The following is a 19,825-nucleotide window of genomic DNA, read 5'->3' on the forward strand; positions in this document are numbered from 1 at the left end:
AGCCTGAGCCTGCGCCTGACGGCTGCGCGCCAGGGCCGGCTCGGATAATGGGCCGATGAACCCGCTGCAGATCGCCGTCGTGGGCGCGGGCCCGGTGGGGCTGGCGCTGGCCTTGCTGGCCGCGCGGCGGCTGCCGCAGGCGCGCATCGCGCTGTTCGATGCCCGGCCGCTCGACCGCGACGGGGCGGCCGATCCGCGCACGCTGGCGTTGTCGCTGGGCAGCGTGCAGTTGCTTGAGCGGCTCGGCGCCTGGCAGCCCGAGGCGGCAGCGCCCATCTTCCGCGTGCACGTGTCGCAGGCGCCGGCCGGCATCACGCTGGGTGGGCTGCTGGGCCGCGAAGCGGCAGCCGTCACGCTCGACGCCGCCGAGCTGGGCGTGCCGCAACTCGGCGCCGTGCTGACCTACGGCGCGCTGTGGGCGCCGCTGCAGGCCGCCTGGCTGGCCGCGGCGGCGGCCGCGCCGCAGCGCCTGGCCACGCGCTTTGGCACGCCGGTGGCGGCGCTCAAGCCGCTGGCCGACGGTGTGGAGGTCGACGCCGGCATCGCCGAGCGCTTCGACCTCGCCGTGGTGGCCGAAGGCGGGGTGTTCTCGGAGCAGGCGCGCAAGGCCCTGGTGGCCGACTACGGACAGACGGCCTGGGTGGGCACGGCCCTGCTGTCACGGCCCGCCCAGGGCCAGGCCTTCGAGCGCTTCACGCCCGACGGCCCGCTGGCGCTGCTGCCGCTGCCGGCGGCAGCCGACGGCGTGCCGCGCGCCGCGCTGGTGTGGTGCGTGCCGACGGCCACCGACCCGGTGGCGCCGCTGGCCGAGGCCCAGCGCCTGGCGCTGCTCAACAGCCGGCTGCCGGCCGAAGCGGGTGCCGTCGTCGCGCTGTCGCCGCTGAAACGCTTTGCGCTCGGCCTCAACGCCGAGCACTCGCTGGTGCAGGCCCGCACGGTGCGCATCGGCAACGCCGCGCAGACGCTGCACCCGGTGGCCGGCCAGGGCCTGAACCTGGGCCTGCGCGATGCCTACGCGCTGGTGGACGCGCTGGCCGATGCGGCGCAGCGCGGCCGCGCGCTCGACGCCGCCCTGGCCCGCGTGGCCTTCGCCCGTGCGCCCGACCGCTGGAGCCTGATCGCCGCGACCGACTTCCTGGCGCGCAGCTTCACCTGGCAAGTGCCCGGCGCGGCGGCGCTGCACGGCCTGGGCCTGGCGGCGCTGCAGGCGCTGCCGCCGGCCAAGGCGGCGCTGGCGCGGCAGATGATGTTCGGCTGGCGCTGAAGGCCCGCGCTCAAGGTGAACCGGCGTCGCCCGGCGCCCTGACGCCCGCGCGGGCTCGGGCTGGGCGCAGCCCGGCCCTGGGAGCACTCAGAGCCTGCGGTGCCGCAACGCCGGCAACTGCGTGCGCACGGCGTTCAGCCGCGCCGGCTCGATCTCGGCGCTGACCCAGCCCTCGCCCTCGGGCAGCTGGTCCAGGATCTCGCCCCAGGGCCCCACGACCATGCTGTGGCCCCAGGTGCGGCGCCCGTTGGCGTGCGTGCCGCCCTGCGCCGCGGCCAGCACGTAGCACTGGTTCTCGATGGCGCGCGCGCGCAGCAGCAGCTCCCAGTGCGCCTCGCCCGTGGTGTGGGTGAAGGCGGCCGGCACGCACAGCAGGTCGCAGGGCGGCTGCATCAGCGCGCGGTAGAACTCCGGGAAGCGCAGGTCGTAACACACCGACAGGCCCACGCGCAGCTTGCTGCCATCCGGCAGCGGCCCGGCCTCCAGCGCCACCGGCGCCTGCCCGGCCTCGAGCACGCGGCCCTCGTCGTAGCGCTCGCGCCCGTTGTCGAAGGCGAACAGATGCACCTTGTCGTAGTGCGCCACCGCGCGGCCGTCGGGCCCGTAGACGATGCTGCGGTTGAGCACGCGGCCCTCGGCGGCACCGCGCACCGGCAGTGTGCCGGCCACGAGCCACAGGCCGAGTTCGGCCGCCAGCGCGGCCAGGAAGTCCTGCATCGGGCCGCGTCCGGCGTCTTCGGCCAGCGCCAGCTTGTCGCTGTCGCGGTGGCCGATCAGGCAGAAGTACTCCGGCAGCAGCACCAGGCCCGCACCGGCTGCCGCGGCCTGGCGCACCAGGCGCTCAGCGGCGGCGCGGTTGGCCGGCCACTCGGGCGCGGACACCATCTGCACGGCAGCGACTCTCATGTCTCGATCGTAGACGGCCCAGTCACAGATCCCCCGGGGCGGAGTGGGCGAAGGCATTGCGACTAGTCTCCGGCTGTCTCTTTGATGCGACGTGCAGACGCCGCGGCAGGCACCGGCCGGTTGTGCACAGGCCCCTGAACAACGCCGCCCGGCCCGATCAGGACGAGGGAAGTACCGCGATGTTGTCCAGCCCCCCGGCGCTGCAGGCGCTGGCCGCGCACAGCCGCTATGTGCAGCGGATCCGCCGCCGTTATGCGGCCGAGCTGCCCTGGCTGCCGGCCGGTGGCGCGCCTGACGCCACGGCCATCGTGGCGCTGGTGCAGCGGCTGCGGGACACCGGGCGCGAACTCCCAGCCGCGCTGCGCGTGGCGCGCCAGCTGGTGATGGAGCGCCTGGCGGTGCTCGACATCGAACAGGCCGCTCCGCTGGACACCGTCACCGGCTGCATGACCGATCTCGCCGAGGCCACGCTCGACATCGCGCTGGCCGCCGCGCGCGCCGAAGCCGACGCCCGCCACGGCCCCGCGCTCGGCCCCGACGGCCGGCCGGTGGATCTGTGGATCGTCGGCATGGGCAAGCTCGGCGCGCGCGAGCTCAACGTGTCCTCCGACATCGACCTTGTCTACGTCTACGAGGACGACGGCCACACGCCGGGCGACGCCGACGGCCAGCGCGCGGTGAGCTTCCACGAGTACTTCGCCTTCGTCGCCAAGCGCCTGTACGCACTGATCGGCGACAGCACCGAGGACGGCTTCGTCTTCCGCGTCGACCTGGCGCTGCGCCCCAACGGCCTGAGCGGCCCGCCCGTGGTGAGCCTGGCGATGCTGGAGGAGTATTTCCAGGTGCAAGGCCGCGAATGGGAGCGCTTTGCGTGGCTGAAGAGCCGCGTGGTGGCGCCGCGCGCGGCCGTGGCCAGCGGCCGTGCGACGGCGCTGCGCAGCCTGGTCACGCCCTTCGTCTACCGCCGCTACCTGGACTACGGCGTGTTCGAGGGTTTGCGCCAGCTGCACCAGAAAATCCGCGACGAAGCCCACCGCCGCGCCGCCGGCCGGCCCGAGCGCGCCAACGACGTCAAGCTGTCGCGCGGCGGCATCCGCGAGATCGAGTTCATCGTTCAGCTCATGCTCGTGGTGCGCGGCGGCCAGTTCCCCGAGCTGCGCACGCGCAGCACGCTCCGGGGCCTGCAGCGCCTGGCCGAGCGCGGACTGATGCCGGCCGAGACGGCCGAGCGGCTGGCCGCGGGCTACACCTTCCTGCGGCGCGTGGAGCACCGCATCCAGTTCCTCGACGACCAGCAGACCCACCTGCTGCCGGTGAACGACGAGGACCTCGGCTGGATCGCCGAGAGCCTGCGCGCCGGCTGCACCGCGGCGGCGGCGGCGCTGGCCAATCCGCTGGCGGGTCGGCCCTGCTGCGCGCTGCTCGATCACCTGGGCAGCGTGCGCGAGTTCGTCGCCGCCGAGTTCGACACCCTGCTGCGGCCCGGCGCGGACGGTGCCGCAGCCGACGGCGGCGCCGCGCGCGGCGGCTGCCGCAGCTGCGGCACAGGCCCGCTGCCGGTGGACAGCGACAAACTGCTCGAGCGCCTGCCAGCCGGGCTGGGCACCCGGCTGCGCAGCTGGTGCGCCACGCCGCGCGTGCAGCAGCTGCGCGACGACAGCCGCCTGCGCCTGGGCCGGCTGATGCAGCGCGCCGGCCGTGCCATGGCCGAGGGCCGCTGCAGCGAAGCCGCAGCGCTGCGCTTCGTCGACTGGGTCGAGCCGCTGCTGCGGCGCGAGAGCTACCTGGCCCTGCTGGCCGAGCGGCCCGAGGTGCAGCTGCGCCTGCTGCGCCTGCTGGGCCTGGCACGCTGGCCGATGCAGTACCTCATGCGCCACCCGGGCGTCATCGACGAGCTGGCCGACCAGCGGCTGGCGCACCAGCGCTTCGACGCCGCCGCCTTCCGCACCGAGCTCGCCGCGCGCCGCGCCGCCTGGCAGCGCAGCGGCGAGGACGACGAGGGGAAGCTGCTCGACACGCTGCGCCACGCGCACCACGCCGAGGTTTTCCGCACACTGGTGCGCGACGTCGAGGGCGAGCTGACCGTCGAGCAGGTGGCCGACGACCTGAGCGCGCTGGCCGACGCCGTGCTCGAGGAGGCGCTGCGATGGAGCTGGGCGCTGCTCAAGACGCGCCATCGTGCCGAGCCCGGCATCGCCGTCATCGCCTACGGCAAGCTCGGCGGCAAGGAGCTCGGCTACGGCAGCGATCTCGACGTGGTGTTCCTGTACGACGACGGCGAGGTCGACGACGCCACGGCGCAGCGTGCGCAAGAGGTCTACGGCGCCTACGTGCGCAAGCTGATCACGTGGCTGACGCTGCGCACCGGGGCGGGCGAGCTGTTCGACATCGACACGGCGCTGCGGCCCAACGGCAACTCGGGGCTGCTCGTCACCAGCCTGGCGGCCTTCGAGCGCTACCAGTCCGGCCGTGGCAGCAACACCGCCTGGACCTGGGAGCACCAGGCGCTCACGCGCGCCCGCTTCTGCGCCGGCAACCCGGCCGTGGCGGCGCGCTTCGAAGCCGCGCGCCGCGCCGTGTTGACGGCGCCACGCGACGTGCCGGCGCTCAAGGCCGAGGTGCTGGCGATGCGCGAGAGGATGCGCGCGGCGCGCCCGGTGCGCGAAGGGCTCTTCGACGTGAAGCACAGCGCGGGCGGGATGGTCGACGTCGAGTTCGCGGTGCAGGCGCTGGTGCTGGCCCACGGCGGCACACACGCGGCGCTGCTCGACAACGCCGGCAACATCGCGCTGCTGCATCGCGCCGAGGCCGCCGGCCTGCTGCCCGGCGGGGTTGGCCTCGCCGCAGCCGACGCCTACCGTGAGCTGCGCCGCGCACAGCACCGCGCGCGGCTCGACGAGCGGGCGACGCAGTTCGAAGGCGAGGCCGCCGCCGCGTTGGCCCCGCAGGCCGAGGCCGTGCGGGCGCTGTGGAAGGCCGTGTTTGGCTGAACCCGCGGTGGCGCCCCGCCGGCCCGACACCCGGGGGTGGATCGTGGTGGGGGCCGTGCTGGCCGTGGGCTCGCTGCTGGCCTGGCCGCTGCCGGCAGCCAGGCTGGACTGGCAGCCCGGACTCGCGCTCACCGAGCCCTGGCGTGCCCTCACCGCCGCCTTCGTGCACTGGAGCGAAGGCCACCTGCTCGCCAACCTGGGCGCCGCCGCGCTGGTGACGGCCTTCGGCTGGGCTGCCGTGCTGCCGCGCGCGGCGGCATGGGCCTGGCTGGCGGCTTGGCCGCTCACGCACCTGGGCCTGCTGCTGCGGCCCGAGCTGGCGCACTACGGGGGCTTGTCGGGCGTGCTGCACGCCGGCATGGCGGTGGCCACCCTGTGGCTCGTGGTCCACGCACGCGGTGTGCGCCGCGGCGTGGGCGCGGCCATGCTGCTGGGCCTGGTCATCAAGCTGCTCAGCGAAAGGCCCTGGGCCGAAGTGCTGCAGCAGGCCAGCGGCTGGGACATTGCGCTGGCGCCAGTGGGTCACACCACGGGCGCAGTGGCCGGCTTCGTCTGCGCGGCCGCGGCCCTGGTCTGGCACCAGAATCGCGGCCCATGATCACATCCCGCAAAGCCACGCTCGACGCCGTCGCCCTGGTCACGCTGGTGGTCTGCTGCGCCACCTGGGGCCTGAGCCAGGTGGCCGCCAAGGTCTCGCTGGCCGAGGTGCCGCCGCTGCTGCAGAGCGGCGTGCGCTCGCTGGGCGCGGCGCTGCTGCTGTTGGCCTGGGCCCGCTGGCGCGGCCTGGCGGTGTTCGGGCGCGACGGCACGGGGCTGCCGGGCCTGGCGGCCGGCGTGCTGTTCGCGCTGGAGTTCGCGTGCATCTTCATCGGGCTGCAGTACACCAGCGCCTCGCGCATGGCGGTGTTCCTGTACCTGGCGCCCTTCGTGGTGGCGCTGGGCATGCCGCTGATCTCGCGCCAGGAACGGCTGGCACCGGCGCAGTGGGCTGGGCTCGTGGTGGCCTTCGGTGGCGTGGTCTGGGCCTTTGCCGAGGGCTTCGTCTCACCGGCCGTCGGGCCGCGCCAGTGGCTCGGCGACCTGCTCGGCATCGCCGCCGCCGTGCTCTGGGGCGCCACGACGCTGGTGCTGCGCGCCACCCGGCTGTCGACCGCGTTGCCCGAGAAGACGCTGCTGTACCAGCTGGTGCTGTCGGGCGTGGCGCTGACCGCCGCTTCCCTGGCCCTGGGCGAGCCCTGGCCCTCCCGGCTGAGCGCCACGGTCGCCTGGGCGCTGGTGTTCCAGGTGGCCGTCGTCACCTTTGCCAGCTACCTGGCCTGGTTCTGGCTGGTGCGCCACTACGTGGCCACCAAGGTGTCGGCGTTCACGCTGCTCACGCCCGTGTTCGGGCTGCTGGCCGGCGTGGGGCTGCTGGACGAGCCGCTGACGCTGCGCCTGGGTGTGGCGCTGGTGGCAGTGTGCGCGGGCATCTGGCTCGTCAACCGCGCGACAGCCCCGGCACCGCGCGCTGCCTAGACTGCGCAACCTCGAAAGCCACCGACGGAGACGACCCCATGATCACGCTGTGCGGCATGACGCTGTCCAACTACTATGGCAAGGTGAAGCTGGTGCTGCTTGAAAAGGGCCTGCCGTTCACCGAGGAGGTGGTGCCGACGCGCTCCCGGGACGAGGCCATCCTGGCCGCGTCGCCGCTGGGCAAGATCCCGTTCGTGCGCCTGCCCGACGGCAGCGCGCTGTGCGAGAGCCAGGTGATCTGCGACTACCTCGAAGCGGCCCACCCGAGCCCACCGCTGGTGCCGGCTGACGCCCTGGCCGCCGCCAAGGTGCGCGAGCTGTGCGCCTTCATGGAGCTGTACGTCGAGCTGGTGGGCCGCGACCTCTATGCCCAGGCCTACTTCGGCGGCACGGTCGACGACACCACGCAAGCGCGGGTGAAGAAGCAGCTCGAGCGCAACCTGGCAGCGCTCAAGCGCTTGGCCCGCTTTGCACCCTACGCCGCGGGCGAGACCTTCACGGTGGCCGACTGTGCGGCCTATGCCACGCTGCCCACGGTGGCCGGCGCCACCAAGGCCGTCTACGGCGACGACCTGGTGGCCGCCGCCGGCATCGACTGGAAGGCGCACCTCAAGCTGATGGGCCTGCGGCCCTCGGTGCAGCGCGTCAACGCCGACCGCAAGCGCGACCAGGAGGCCGCGGCCGCAGCGCGTTCCGCCTGAGCGGCCCCAGGGCCGGGCTGCGGCGAGCCGGCCCCCCGCGGGTCAAGGTGCCCGCCGAAGCCGGATCAACTTGAAGCTCAGGCGGCCGATGGCGCCGCCGCGGCACGCAGCGCCAGCTGCGCCGCCACTTCCTTGCGGAAGCGGTTGAGCTCCTGCACGCTGGCGAAGCTGCGCTCCATCAGCAGGCCCATGTTGTGCAGGATGCGCTCGACGACCTTGTTCTCCCACACGGCGTCGAACTGGATCTGCTTGTCGAGCCACTGCTCGAGCCAGGCCGGATCGGGCAGACGGCTCTGGATGGTGTCGCGCGGGAAGAGCTGCGCGTTGACGTGCAGGTTGGTCGGGTGCAGCGCCTGGGCCGTGCGGCGCGCGCTGGCCATCAGCACGCCCACCTTGGCAAACGCCGCGCGCGCCTCGTCACCGAATCGGTTGAGCGCGCGCTTCATGTAGCGCAGGTAGGCGCCGCCATGACGAGCCTCGTCGCGCGCCAGCGTCTCGTAGATGGCCTTGATCACCGGCTCGGTGTGCCACTCGGCGGCGCGGCGGTACCAGTGGTTGAGGCGGATCTCCCCGCAGAAGTGGAGCATCAGCGTTTCGAGCGCCGGCGCGGGATCGAACTCGAAGCGCACCGCGTGCAGCTCCTGCTCCGTCGGCACGAGATCGGGCCGGAAGCGGCGCAGGTACTCCATCAGCACCAGCGAGTGCTTCTGCTCCTCGAAGAACCACACGCTCATGAACGCCGAGAAGTCGCTGTCGTCGCGGTTGTCGCGCAGGAACATCTCGGTGGCCGGCAGCGCCGCCCACTCGGTGATCGCGTTCATCTTGATGGTCTGCGCCTGCTCTTCGCTCAGACGGCCGGCGTCGAAGCGGTCCCAGGGGATGTCGGACTCCATGTTCCAGCGCACGGCTTCGAGCTGCTTGAAGAGTTCGGGGTAAAGCATGGGCGAACGCGGTGGCGCGACGTCGTGGCAGAGGGTCGAGATTCTAGGGATGGGATCCGCGTCAAGCTGCCGACACCGGGCCGATGGCACCGCGGGCGCTCGGGCGTTCAGGCGGACTCGCCTGCCCGCCGCAGTGCCGCCGGCACCTCGACCAGCGACGAAAACGGCTCCACGCCGGCCACCGGCCGACGGTGCAGCACCGGGGCACCACCGCCGGCCCACAGCCGCACGCCGGCTGGCAGCTTGACGCGCAGCTCAGCCAGGCCGTCGACGATCTGGTTCGGGTTCATGCAGCCGGTGAAGCTGAGCGCAACGATGTCGCTGTGCAGCGCGCTGGCGGCCAGCGCGATGTCCCACAAGGGCGTCTGCGTGCCCAGGCTGACGCAGCGGCAACCCTCCAGCGCCAGCACCGCCTCGGCCATCAGCAGGCCCAGGCCGTGCGGCTCGCCAGGGAAGGTGGTCAGCAGCACCCGCGGCGGCGCGGCGCTGACGGGCTCGGGCACGCTGGCGATGGCGGTGCGCAACACCACCTGCACGGCCTCGGTGTAGAGGTGCTCCTCGAAGACCTCGAGTTGACCGCGGAGCCAGGCGTCGCCCACAGCGGCGTTGAGCGGCCCCACCACCTCGTTGACGAAGCGCGCCACGCCCACCCGCGACAGCAGCCGCGACAACTGGCTGCGCAGGCGCGGCACCTCGTGGTTGCGGATCAGCGCCAGATGCTCGCGCAGGTCGTCGGCGCCCAGGGCCAGCTCCGACGCCCGCAACGGCTGGTCCACCGTCTGTTCGCTGATGGCCTGCAGCTGCTCCAGCGGCTGCGTGACGACGCGGCCCGGGCGGTGTCCGGCGTCGAGCAGCCGCTTGATGATGCGAAGCTTTTCGACGTCAGCCAGGGTGTAGGCACGCTCGCCCAGCGCATCGCGGCCGGGGTTCGGGAAGCCATAGCGGCGCTCCCAGACGCGCAGCGTGTCCTTGCTCAGGCCGGTGTCGCGCTCGACGGCAGCGATCGACAAAGTGATGGCAGCCTGGCGGGCGCGGTCGTTCAAGGAGTCCCCCAACAAACGCACATCCTGCGGCGCCTACGGCCGGCGCCACTCTTGCGTCCTGGACAAATGGCCCACGACGGGCCTGAACTCGGCAGATGAAGCAAGGCCGACACGCTTTGAACAAGACAAATGTCCGAAGTGCCGGATCCTGCCACAGTTGGGCCTGGGGCTTTCCAAGGGTTTACACAGCGGCCCGAATGGGGTTGAATACCGCTTAGTCATGGAACGACTGTATAGTTATTGTTTTGGCGCAGCTCCGCTCACCCCAGCAGCTGCCCTTGCGCGAAGGCCCTCATGACCACAACGCCCCGAACCCGTTTCCGTCATCGCCTGCATCGGCCGTGCCGCCGGGGATCGCTGCTGACAAAAGTTTTTTGTGCGTGGCACCCGGGGGAGGTGGAACTTTCCCGACGACTGACCCTCTCAATCAGCACCCCGGTGCTCGAGCGGTGCCGGGCAGTCCACGTTTCCCTGTCGTGCGGACGGCCGGCCAAGCCGGCTGCAATCCCCGGGCGGTTCTCCTCCTCCTCCCTCCCTCCCTCGTTCGCCCGGGGGCGCCGCACGACAGCTTTCTTTCGCCGGCTCGGCGGCGCTGTGGCATGAAGCGCGTCGCCGTCATCGGCTCCGGCATCGCCGGTCTTGGGGTGGCCTACACGCTGGTGCGCGACGCCGGTCACCCGACGCAGGTCACCCTGTTCGAGGCCGGCCCCCACTTCGGCGGTCATGCCAACACGGTCGACGTCACGCTCGATGGCATCACGCACGGTGTCGACACCGGTTTCCTGGTCTTCAACGAGCGCACCTACCCGAACCTGATCCGCCTGTTCGCCGAGCTCGGCGTCGAGACGGCGCGCTCGGACATGTCGTTTTCGGTGCAGGCGCGCCAGGACGGCCTGGAATGGAGCGGCAGCAACCTCGGCACGGTGTTCGCGCAGAAGCGCAACCTGCTGCGTCCGCGCTTCCTGGGCATGCTGGCGGACCTGCTGCGCTTCAACAAGCTCAGCACAGACATCGCCCGGCGCGACGCCGAAGCCGAGCTGCAGGAGCCCATCGGTGACTTCCTCGACCGCCACCGCTTCGGCAGCGCCTTCCGGGAGTGGTACTTCCTGCCAATGATCGGCTGCATCTGGAGCTGCCCAACCGACCAGATGCTGCGCTTCCCCATCGGCACGATGATCCGGTTCTGCCACAACCACGGCCTCATCCAGGTGAGCCGCCGGCCCCAGTGGCACACGGTGACCGGCGGCTCGCGGAACTACGTGCAGCGCATGCTGGGCTCGATCGCCGACGCACGGCTGAACACCCCGGTTCGACAGGTGCGTCGGCTGCCCCCGGCCAGCGGTGCCTCGGGCGTGATGGTGGCCACCGACCAGGGCAGCGAGCGCTTCGACGAGGTCGTGATGGCCTGCCACGCCGACCAGTCGCTGGCGCTGCTGGCCGATGCCACGGCCGACGAGCAGCGCGTGCTCGGCGCCATCCGCTACCACCCCAACCGCGCGGTGCTGCACACCGACGTCTCGGTGCTGCCGCGGCGCCGCCGGGCCTGGGCGGCCTGGAACTACGCACGCGCTGCCGATGCCGGCCGCGAGCAGGCCGCCGTGTGCCTGCACTACCTGATCAACCGGCTGCAGCCGCTGCCCTGGCGGCAACCGGTGATCGTGTCGCTGAATCCCGACCCGGCCCACGAGCCCGACTCGCGGCACGTGCTGCGCGAGTTCGCCTACGCGCATCCGGTGTTCGATCGGGCCGCGGTGGCCGCTCAGCGTGAGTTGCCCGGCATCCAGGGCCGATCGCGCCTGTGGTACTGCGGGGCCTGGGCGCGCTACGGCTTCCACGAAGACGGCCTGATGTCGGCGCTGTCGGTGGTCGAGGGGCTGCGCGCGCGCTGGCGCGCGGCGGATGGGAAGGCCGCCGCGTGAGCGACACGGCCGGCCCCAGCCTGACAAAGGCCGTGCCGATGCTCGGCCGCGGCGTCGTGCTGCACCGGCGGCTGCGGCCGCGCGTCAACGCGTTCCGCTACGGCACCTACTTCCTCATGCTGCCGATGCACGCGATGGCGCCCGAAGGCGTACCGGGGCTGCCGCGCAACGGCTTCGGCTGGCTGTCGTTCCACGACGCCGACCACGGCGACGGCCGCAGCGACGCGCGCGCCTGGCTCACCGAGCTGCTGGCCGGCGAGGGCGTGCACGACGCCGACGGCGAGATCTGGCTGCACACCTACCCGCGCGTGCTGGGCTACGTGTTCAAGCCGGTGAGCTTCTGGCACTGCCACCGCGCCGACGGCTCGCTGGCGGCCGTGGTGGCCGAGGTCAACAACACCTTCGGCGAACGCCATTGCTACCTGCTCACCGGGCCTCAGCTGGCCTGGGGGCGCGAGCTCACGGCGGAAAAGGTGTTTCATGTCTCGCCGTTCTGCAGCGTCCAGGGCCGCTACCGCTTCCGCTTCATGCGCACCGCCAGCCGCGTGGTGGCGCGCGTCGACCACGACGACGACGCTGGTGCGCTGCTGCAGACCAGCGTCTCCGGCACGCTCGAGCCCATCACGCCCGCGACGGTGCGGCGCGCCTTCTGGGGCCATCCGCTGATGACGCTCGGCGTCATCGCTCGCATCCACTGGCAGGCGCTGAGGCTGTTCGCCAAGCGTGTGCCCTTCTTCAGCAAGCCCACGCCGCCCGAGCGTTTCGTCACGCGCTAGGGCCCGTTTTCTTCCGGATCGTCGACGCCATGAGCCTGTCCACCACCTCCACCGCCGGTCGCTTCGAATTGCCCGCCACGGCCCCCGCCGCGGCGCGTGCCGTGCTCAGCCTGCTGCAGGGTCTGCAGCAGGGCACACTGGACCTGCAGTTCCCCGACGGCAGCCAGGCCCGCCTGGGCCACGGAGCCGAACCCCGCGCGGCGATGCGCCTGCTGGACTGGCAGGTCTGCGGCGCCGCATTGAAGAGCGGCGACATCGGCTTTGCCGAGAGCTGGATCGCCGGCCACTGGAGCAGCCCCGACCTGGTGGCGCTGCTCAAGCTCTTCATCGCCAATCGCGACGCCGTCGAGCAGGTGATCTACGGCACCTGGTGGGGTTCGCTGGCGCACCGACTCAAGCACCTGCTGAACCGAAACTCGCGCCAGGGCAGCCGCAAGAACATCCACGCGCACTATGACATCGGCAACCCGTTCTACCGCCTGTGGCTGGACGAGACGATGAACTACTCCAGTGCGCTGTTCGACGGCAACCTGGCCCAGCCGCTGCCCCAGGCACAGAGGGCCAAGGTGCGGCGCGCGCTCGACGAGTGCGGCCTGCAGCCGGGCCAGCGGCTGCTGGAGATCGGCTGCGGCTGGGGCGCCCTGGCCGAGACGGCGGCGCTGGACTTCGGCGCCCGCGTCACGGGCGTGACGCTGTCGACCGAACAGCTCGAGTACGCGCAGCAGCGCCTGGCCGCGGCCGGCGTCGCCGCGCAGGCCGACCTGCGGCTGCAGGACTACCGCGACCTCAACGACGAGCCCTTCGACGCCATCTGCTCGATCGAGATGTTCGAGGCCGTGGGCCGCGAGTACTGGGAGAGCTACTTCGCCACGCTGCGCCGCCAGCTCAAGGCCGGCGGCCGCGCGTGCATCCAGAGCATCACCATCCGCGACGATCTGTTCGAGCGTTACGTCAAGAGCACCGACTTCATCCAGCAGTACATCTTCCCGGGCGGGCTGCTGCCCAGCCGCAGCGCGTTCAAGACGCAGGCCGAAAGAGCCGGTCTCGTGGTGATCAACGAGCGCTGCTTCGGCACCGACTACGCCGAGACGCTGCGCCGCTGGCGCGTGGACTTCCTGGCCCAGGACGGCCCGCTGCGCCAGCTGGGCTTCGACACTCGATTCATGCGCATCTGGGAGTTCTACCTGGCCTACTGCGAGGCGGCGTTTGCCACCGGCAACACCGACGTCGTGCAATTCACGCTGGTCAACCCGGCACTCAAGGGCTGACCATGCGGCGCCGCCACTGCCTCGTCGCCCTGGCCGCCGCCGCTGCAGGGGCGCCGCACACCTGGACCCAGGCCGCGGCGGTGCCGCCCGAATTGGCGGCCGCCTTGCCCGGCGCCACGCTGCAGGGCAGCGGACGCCTGCGCTTCTTGGGCCTGGCGATCTACGACGCCCGGCTGTGGCGCGGCGCCGCGCCGCTGGGCGCCGACTGGACGGCCGCACCGCTGGCCCTGGAGCTGATCTACCTGCGCAATCTGGTGGGCCGCCAGATCGCCGAGCGCTCCCTCAAGGAAATGCGCCGCCAGCGCGAAATCAGCGACCACGAGGCGGCGCGCTGGCTGGCCGCCATGGTGCAGATCTTCCCCGACGTGAAGGAAGGCGATCGCATCACCGGCTTCCTGCTGCCTGGGGTGGGTGCACGATTTGCCATCAACGGCGCCGTCAAGGGCGAGGTGCGCGAGCTTGAGTTTGCGCGGCTGTTCTTCGGCATCTGGCTGTCCGAGCAGACCTCCGAGTCGACGCTGCGCCGCGGCCTGCTGGGCCTGGCATGACCGCGCCCGCCTGGCGCGGCGGCTGGGCCCAGGGGCTGACCTACGGCGGCCTGGGCCTGCCGCTGGCCTTCGTGGCGCTGCCGCTGTACGTGGTGCTGCCCAACCACTACGCCACGGCGTTTGGCATCCCGCTGGCCACGCTGGGTGCGCTGTTGCTGGCGGCGCGCCTGGTCGATGCCATCGCCGACCCCGTGATCGGGCGCCTGGCCGACGGCTGGTTCACCAGGCCGGCAGCCGTGGTGATGGCGGTGGCAGCCGCCGCCGCGCTGGTGCTGGCGATCGGCTTCCGGGGCCTCTTTTTCCCCCTTGTAGAGGGCACGACGGCGCTGCTCGTGTGGTGCGCGCTGGTGCTGTGCGTCACCTACCTGAGCTACAGCGTGCTGGCCGTGGTGCACCAGGCCTGGGGCGCACGGCTGGGCGGCGACGAAGGACAGCGCGCGCGCATCGTGTCCTGGCGCGAAGGCCTGGCGTTGGTGGGCGTGCTGGTGGCCAGCGTGCTGCCCTCGGTGGCCGGGCTGGGCGCCACGACGGTGGTGTTCGCGCTGCTGTTGGCCCTGGGCGTGGCGCTGCTGGCACGCGCACCGCAGCCGGCGCTGGGCCGCGTGCCGGCCGCGCCACCCAGCTTGGCCGAGCCGCTGCGCGTCGGCGCGTTCCGCCGCCTGCTGCTGATCTATCTCGTCAACGGCGTGGCCAGCGCCATCCCGGCGACGCTGGTGCTGTTCTTCATCAGCGACCGATTGCAGGCCAAGGCCCTGGAGCCGCTGTTCCTGGCCAGCTACTTCGCCGCCGGTGCCCTGAGCATGCCGCTGTGGGTGCGTCTGGTGGGCCGGATCGGGCTGGCGCGCGCCTGGCTGGCCGGCATGGTGCTGGCCATCGTGGCTTTTGTCTGGGCGGCGCTGCTGGGCGAGGGCGACGTGCTGGCCTACACCCTGGTGTGCATCGCCAGCGGCGTGGCCCTGGGCGCCGACCTCACGCTGCCCGGCGCGCTGCTGGCCGGCGTGGTGCAGCGCGCCGGCCACAGCGAGCGCCTGGAGGGCGCCTACTTCGGTTGGTGGAACTTCTGCACCAAGCTCAACCTGGCGCTGGCCGCCGGTGTCTCGCTGCCCCTGCTGCAGGCCTTCGGCTACGAACCCGGCAGCCGCAGCCCCGAGGCGCTGCAGGCGCTCACCCTGGCCTACTGCCTGCTGCCCTGCGTGCTGAAGCTGGCCGCCACCACGCTGCTCTGGACCCTGTGGATCCGCAAGGAGGAACCATGAACACCCGAACCCCCGACCCGCTGCGCCGAGGCGCACTGGCCGCATTGCTGGCCAGCACGGCGCTGGTGCTGGGCTGCGCCAGCCCGACGCCGGCCGACTACGCCGCCGAGAAGCCCGTGCTCGACCTGAAGACCTACTTCAACGGCGAGCTCGTCGCGCACGGCATCTTCACCGACCGCAGCGGCAAGGTCGCGCGCCGCTTCATCGTGCAGATGACAGGCACCTGGAACGGCAACCAGGGCGTGCTCGACGAGCGCTTCATCTACAGCGACGGCAAGACCGAACGCCGCGTCTGGCGGCTCACCGACCTCGGCAACGGCCGCTGGGAAGGCCGTGCCGACGACGTCGTGGGTGTGGCCACCGGCGTGAGCTCCGGCAACGCACTGAACTGGCGCTACACGCTGGCCCTGCCGGTGGACGACAAGGTCTACGATGTTCAGTTTGACGACTGGATGTACCTGGTCGACGACAAGGTGATGCTGAACAAAGCCGAGATGAGCAAGTTCGGCATCCGGCTCGGTGAAGTGACGCTGTCGTTCACCAAGAAGTAGCCCATGCCCTTGAACCCCCGCATCGACACCTGGACCGGCCGCGTGGTCTGGATGGTGGGCGCGTCCACCGGCATCGGCCGTGCCACCGCGGCGCGCCTGCATGCGGCCGGTGCGCGGGTGATCGTCTCGGCGCGCAAGAAGGACGCCCTCGACCGCTTCGTCGCCGAGCACCCGGGCGCCGAGGCCATGGCGCTGGACGCAACCGACGAGGCCGCGATGCGCGACGCCGTGGCGCAGATCGTGGCCCGCCACGGCCGCGTCGATCTGGCCTGCTACTGCGCCGGCATGTACACGCCGATGCGCGCGCAGGCCTTCGACCTGGCCATCGCCAAGGCCCACATGGCCGTCAACTACACCGGCGCCCTGGTGATGCTGGACGTGCTGCTGCCGCAGCTGCTGCGGCAGGCCCGCGGGGCCACGGACGCGCCTGGCGGCGTGGGCGCTGGCGCGGCCGGTGGGCACATCAGCCTCGTCAGCAGCGTGGCCGGCTTCCGCGGCCTGCCCAAGTCACTGGCCTACGGGCCGACGAAGGCGGCGCTGATCAACCTGGCGGAGACCCTGTACCTGGACCTTGCGCCCGAAGGCGTGGGCATCTCGGTCATCAACCCCGGTTTCGTCGAGACGCCGCTGACGGCGGGCAACGATTTCCGCATGCCGGCGCTCATCACGCCCGATGCAGCTGCCGAGGCCATCGTGCGCGGCTGGGAGGCGGGGGACTTCGAGATCCACTTCCCAAAGCGCTTCACGTTGTTCCTCAAGGGCCTGCGCCTCCTGGGCTACGGGGCCTACTTCGCCGCCGTGCGGCGCTCCACCGGCCTGTAAGGCCCGCCGCCCGATGCCCGCACCGGCCGACCTCAAACCCTTCGTGGCCTACTTCGAACAGCTCAAGCGCGAGGACCTGCCGCAACTCGGCCGCTTCTACGCCGCCGACATCCGCTTCAAGGACCCCTTCAACGAGGTCGTCGGCGTGGAGGCCGTGGCCGGCATCTTTCACCACATGTTCGACTCGCTCGACGAGCCACGTTTCATTGTGCGCGACGTCGTCGTGCAGGGTGAGCAGGCCTTCCTCGCCTGGGACTTCGTGTTCCGCATGCGGCGCTTCAAGCGCGGTGAACAGCGCGTCCGCGGCGGCTCGCACCTGCGCTTCGGCGCCGACGCCCGCATCACCGAGCACCGCGACTACTGGGACGCCGCCGAGGAGCTCTACGAGAAGCTGCCGGTGCTGGGCGGGCTGATGCGCTGGCTTAGGCGCAGGGCCGCTTCCTGATGCATCGCCATGCGGGACCGGCGACCGCCGTCGCTCACCTGTCGCGCTGTCCTTCGGTGAGCGTGTGGGTCTGGAACTGGCCCGACTTGTCGACGAAGTAGGTCTCGATGAACTTCGCCTTTCCGCCACCGGCCGCCAGCTTGACCGGTGCCGGGTAGGGGCTGGCCTTGCGGATCAAGGCCAGGATCCAGGGGCTGACTTCGTCGGCCGCCGGCCGCCGGATGACCCCCACGTCGACCACGTTGCCCTGCGCGTCGAGCTCGATCTCCACCATCATCACGCCATGCAGCAGCGGGGGTAGCTTGCCGCGGTGCACGCGCATGGGAAAGCAGTTGTAGAGGTGGCGCGCGGCGTCGATGCGGAACTCCCGCTCGACTTCCTGTTGCGAGGGCTGCGGCTCCTTGCACGTGGGCGCCGGGACCATGCTGAACTGGGCCTGGGCCGCAGGCGCCAGCAGCACGGCGGCGGCGGCCGTCACGGCCAGGGCCAGGGCGCGCCTGGCGGCGCGCCGAGACTTCTTCATCGGGGCGGGTACTGGGTGACGCATCGGCACTCCCTGTCGATCGCTGGGTTATACCGCCGTTCGCTTTCAGCACCCGGCCCTGCGCCTCTCAGCGCAGCCAACCCTTGCGCCGGAAGTAGATGATGGGCGCGGCCACCGACAGCGCCATCAGCCCCAGCGCGAACGGGTAGCCCCAGGGCCAGGCCAGCTCGGGCATGCGCGCGAAGTTCATGCCATAGACACTGGCGATCAGCGTCGGCGGCAGCAGCGCCACGCTGGCCACCGAGAAGATCTTGATGATCTTGTTCTGGTTGATGTTGATGAAGCCCACGGTCGCGTCGAGCAGGAAGTTCATCTTGTCGAACAGGAACGCGGTGTGGCTGTCGAGGCTGTCGATGTCGCGCAGGATCTGGCGTGCCTCCTCGAACTGCTCGGCGCCCAGCATGCGGCTGCGCATCATGAAGCTGAGCGCGCGCCGCGTGTCCATCACGTTGCGCCGGATGCGGCCGTTGAGGTCTTCCTCGCGGGCGATGGCGGCCAGCGCCTCGGCGGCGGCGCGGTCGTCGACGTCCTGGCGCAGCACGCGCGCGCTGACCCGCTCGAGGTTGTCGTAGATGCCTTCCAGCGCGTCGGCCGAGTACTCGGCGTCGGCGTCGTAGAGCTTGAGCAGCACGTCCTTGGCGTCCTCGATCAGCGCCGGGATGCGGCGCGCACGCAGCCGCAGCAGCCGGAACACCGGCAGGTCCTCGGCGTGGATCGAGAACAGCACGCCCTGATGCAGGATGAAGGCCACGCGCACATTGCGCGCCGGGCCCTCGTCGTTGTCGATGAGGAAGTCGGAGCGGATGTGCAGCTCGCCGTTGTCCTCTTCGTAGAAGCGTGCCGACTCCTCGAGGTCATCGTCGACGGCGTCCTTGGGGATCGTCAGGCCGAAGCGCCCCTCCACCCAACGCGTCTCGTCGCCGCTGGGGGCCTCCAGGTCCACCCACACCGGGCGGGCGCGGGCCAGCGCATCGGTGCTGTCGATCTCCTCCTGGAAGAGCCGACCGTGGGTGAGCGAGAAGACGTTGAGCATGGGCGGCGGGATCATAGGCCCGAGCCGCGCCGTCGGGCTCAGCCGGGTCGAGCGCCGCGGCCCGGCCCGGCGCCGGCCGTGATGTCGAAGCGGAACAGGCGGCACTCGATGGCGCCGTTGAACAGCGGCACGCGGCGCGACTCCTTCATGCGCACCAGGCCGGGCAGCTTCATGTCCGGGCTCAGCAGCCAGGCGGTCCAGCCCGCGTGGTGGCGCTTCCAGTGCGTGGCCAGGCCGCCGAAGAACTCGGCCGAGCTGCCGCCGCCCTCGAAGCCCTCGCGGCCCGGCCGGGCCGCGTGTTCAAGCCCCCGCGAGACCACTTGGCCCGTGCCGACGCCGGATCCCTTGGGCGCGATGCGCTCGCCGTACGGCGGGTTCATCAGGATCGTGCCCTGCGGCGACGGTGGCGGGCGCTGCTGCGCATCCGCCGTCTTGAACTCGATGGCGCCGGCCACCCCGGCGCGCTCGGCGTTGCGGGTGGCGAAGTCGGTCATGCGAAAGCTCACATCACCGGCAAACACCGGCACCGACGGCGCGTGCACGCGCGCGCGGGCCTGCTGCTGCATCGCCGCCCAGGCCGCGCGCAGCGGCGGCGTGGCAAAGGGCCGCTGACGCTCGAACGCAAAGGGGCGCTGGCCGCCCGGCGCGATGCCGCAGGCCAGCTGTGCCGCCTCGATGGCGATGGTGCCGGCGCCGCAGCAGGGGTCGAGCAGGGGGCCATCGGCCGCGCGGCCCTGCCAGCCGATGGCGGCCAGCATCGCCGCGGCCAACGTTTCCTTCAGGGGCGCCTCGCCGGTGGCCTCGCGCCAGCCCCGCTTGAACAGCGGCTCACCCGAGGTGTCGGCGTACAACGTGGCGTGGTCGGGGCCGACGAACAGGGCCACCGGCAGGTCGGGCCGGTGGGTGTCGACGCTCGGGCGCGCGCCGTGGCGCTCGCGCAGCGCATCGCAGATGGCGTCCTTGATGCGCAGCGCGGCGAAGTTCAGGCTCTTCAGTGGGCTCTTCATGGCCTGCACGTCGACACGCAGCGAGTGCTCGGGCGTGAGCCAGCGCTCCCAGTCGACGCGCCGGGCCAACGCGTACAGATCGTGCTCGTCGCGGTAGGGCCCGTCGGCCAGCGGCAGCAGCACGCGCGTGGCCAGGCGGCTTTCGAGGTTGAGGCGCATCGCCGCGGACTCGTCGCCCTCGGGCGCGTCGACCCAGACGCCGCCGCGCGCGGCCTCGCAGCGGCCTCCGGTGATGACCGCGGCCTCGTCGGCCAGCAGGCGCTCGACACCGCCGGCACAGGGCAGGAACAGCATTT

Annotated in this window: 19 protein-coding genes; 13 read left to right on the forward strand and 6 right to left on the reverse strand. The window is 71.7% G+C overall.

Annotation, left to right across the window (positions count from 1 at the left end; all coding sequences use genetic code 11):
• The first annotated feature begins 55 nt into the window (after positions 1–55).
• Positions 56–1,264, forward strand: a complete 1,209-nt coding sequence (locus KA711_04155) for an FAD-dependent monooxygenase (protein MCM0608171.1) — start codon at positions 56–58, stop codon at positions 1,262–1,264.
• 87 nt (positions 1,265–1,351) lie between these two features.
• Here KA711_04155 and KA711_04160 read toward each other — a convergent pair whose 3' ends face one another.
• Positions 1,352–2,170 carry a carbon-nitrogen hydrolase family protein gene (locus tag KA711_04160; protein ID MCM0608172.1) on the reverse strand — a complete coding sequence of 273 codons (819 nt, stop codon included), beginning with the start codon at positions 2,168–2,170 and terminating at the stop codon, positions 1,352–1,354.
• Between the two features lie 179 nt (positions 2,171–2,349).
• Between KA711_04160 and glnE the strand changes: the two genes are divergently transcribed.
• Genes glnE through KA711_04180 form a run of 4 tightly spaced genes read left to right on the forward strand, consistent with a single transcriptional unit; the run spans position 2,350 to position 7,376 of the window.
• Positions 2,350–5,160, forward strand: a complete 2,811-nt coding sequence (gene glnE / locus KA711_04165) for a bifunctional [glutamate--ammonia ligase]-adenylyl-L-tyrosine phosphorylase/[glutamate--ammonia-ligase] adenylyltransferase (protein MCM0608173.1) — start codon at positions 2,350–2,352, stop codon at positions 5,158–5,160.
• Positions 5,153–5,758 carry a hypothetical protein gene (locus KA711_04170; protein MCM0608174.1) on the forward strand — a complete coding sequence of 202 codons (606 nt, stop codon included), beginning with the start codon at positions 5,153–5,155 and terminating at the stop codon, positions 5,756–5,758. Before glnE ends, KA711_04170 begins: the two co-directional genes overlap by 8 nt.
• The gene (locus tag KA711_04175; GenBank protein ID MCM0608175.1) at positions 5,755–6,675 is read left to right on the forward strand and encodes a DMT family transporter; all 921 of its coding nucleotides are present in this window, start codon (positions 5,755–5,757) and stop codon (positions 6,673–6,675) included. The genes KA711_04170 and KA711_04175 overlap by 4 nt, the downstream gene beginning before the upstream one ends.
• Before the next feature lie 38 nt (positions 6,676–6,713).
• Positions 6,714–7,376: a glutathione S-transferase family protein gene (locus KA711_04180; protein MCM0608176.1), complete on the forward strand. Its 663-nt coding sequence runs from the start codon at positions 6,714–6,716 to the stop codon at positions 7,374–7,376.
• 77 nt (positions 7,377–7,453) lie between these two features.
• Here KA711_04180 and KA711_04185 read toward each other — a convergent pair whose 3' ends face one another.
• Both KA711_04185 and KA711_04190 read right to left on the reverse strand, forming a co-directional pair.
• Entirely contained in the window at positions 7,454–8,317 is an 864-nt protein-coding gene (locus KA711_04185) for a ferritin-like domain-containing protein (GenBank protein ID MCM0608177.1), read from the reverse strand.
• A 107-nt stretch (positions 8,318–8,424) separates the two neighbouring features.
• Positions 8,425–9,360, reverse strand: a complete 936-nt coding sequence (locus KA711_04190; protein MCM0608178.1) for a MerR family transcriptional regulator — start codon at positions 9,358–9,360, stop codon at positions 8,425–8,427.
• 599 nt (positions 9,361–9,959) lie between these two features.
• Between KA711_04190 and KA711_04195 the strand changes: the two genes are divergently transcribed.
• The 8 genes from KA711_04195 to KA711_04230 are packed head-to-tail and all read left to right on the forward strand — an operon-like array spanning position 9,960 to position 16,945.
• Positions 9,960–11,279, forward strand: a complete 1,320-nt coding sequence (locus tag KA711_04195) for an FAD-dependent oxidoreductase (GenBank protein ID MCM0608179.1) — start codon at positions 9,960–9,962, stop codon at positions 11,277–11,279.
• 38 nt (positions 11,280–11,317) lie between these two features.
• The gene (locus KA711_04200) at positions 11,318–12,055 is read left to right on the forward strand and encodes a DUF1365 domain-containing protein (protein ID MCM0608180.1); all 738 of its coding nucleotides are present in this window, start codon (positions 11,318–11,320) and stop codon (positions 12,053–12,055) included.
• A 29-nt stretch (positions 12,056–12,084) separates the two neighbouring features.
• Complete coding sequence (locus tag KA711_04205) at positions 12,085–13,323, forward strand: class I SAM-dependent methyltransferase (GenBank protein ID MCM0608181.1); 1,239 nt, start codon at positions 12,085–12,087, stop codon at positions 13,321–13,323.
• Between the two features lie 2 nt (positions 13,324–13,325).
• On the forward strand, positions 13,326–13,871 hold the full coding sequence (locus KA711_04210; protein ID MCM0608182.1) for a chalcone isomerase family protein: 546 nt from the start codon (positions 13,326–13,328) through the stop codon (positions 13,869–13,871).
• Entirely contained in the window at positions 13,868–15,127 is a 1,260-nt protein-coding gene (locus KA711_04215) for an MFS transporter (protein ID MCM0608183.1), read from the forward strand. The genes KA711_04210 and KA711_04215 overlap by 4 nt, the downstream gene beginning before the upstream one ends.
• A complete protein-coding gene (locus KA711_04220) occupies positions 15,124–15,678 on the forward strand; it encodes a DUF3833 domain-containing protein (protein MCM0608184.1) in 555 nt (184 codons plus the stop codon). Before KA711_04215 ends, KA711_04220 begins: the two co-directional genes overlap by 4 nt.
• Positions 15,679–15,681: 3 nt before the next feature.
• A complete protein-coding gene (locus KA711_04225; protein ID MCM0608185.1) occupies positions 15,682–16,500 on the forward strand; it encodes an SDR family NAD(P)-dependent oxidoreductase in 819 nt (272 codons plus the stop codon).
• A 13-nt stretch (positions 16,501–16,513) separates the two neighbouring features.
• Complete coding sequence (locus tag KA711_04230) at positions 16,514–16,945, forward strand: nuclear transport factor 2 family protein (protein MCM0608186.1); 432 nt, start codon at positions 16,514–16,516, stop codon at positions 16,943–16,945.
• A gap of 34 nt (positions 16,946–16,979) precedes the next feature.
• Here the strand turns inward: KA711_04230 and KA711_04235 are convergent, their stop codons facing one another.
• From KA711_04235 to KA711_04245, 3 genes are all read right to left on the reverse strand, one after another.
• Positions 16,980–17,468, reverse strand: coding sequence for an energy transducer TonB (locus tag KA711_04235; protein ID MCM0608187.1), 489 nt, complete (start codon positions 17,466–17,468; stop codon positions 16,980–16,982).
• An 88-nt stretch (positions 17,469–17,556) separates the two neighbouring features.
• Complete coding sequence (corA, locus tag KA711_04240) at positions 17,557–18,522, reverse strand: magnesium/cobalt transporter CorA (protein ID MCM0608188.1); 966 nt, start codon at positions 18,520–18,522, stop codon at positions 17,557–17,559.
• A gap of 38 nt (positions 18,523–18,560) precedes the next feature.
• Complete coding sequence (locus KA711_04245) at positions 18,561–19,823, reverse strand: class I SAM-dependent RNA methyltransferase (protein MCM0608189.1); 1,263 nt, start codon at positions 19,821–19,823, stop codon at positions 18,561–18,563.
• Positions 19,824–19,825: the final 2 nt, after the last annotated feature.

Source organism: Ideonella sp. WA131b (assembly GCA_023657425.1).
Lineage (GTDB): Bacteria > Pseudomonadota > Gammaproteobacteria > Burkholderiales > Burkholderiaceae_C > Rubrivivax.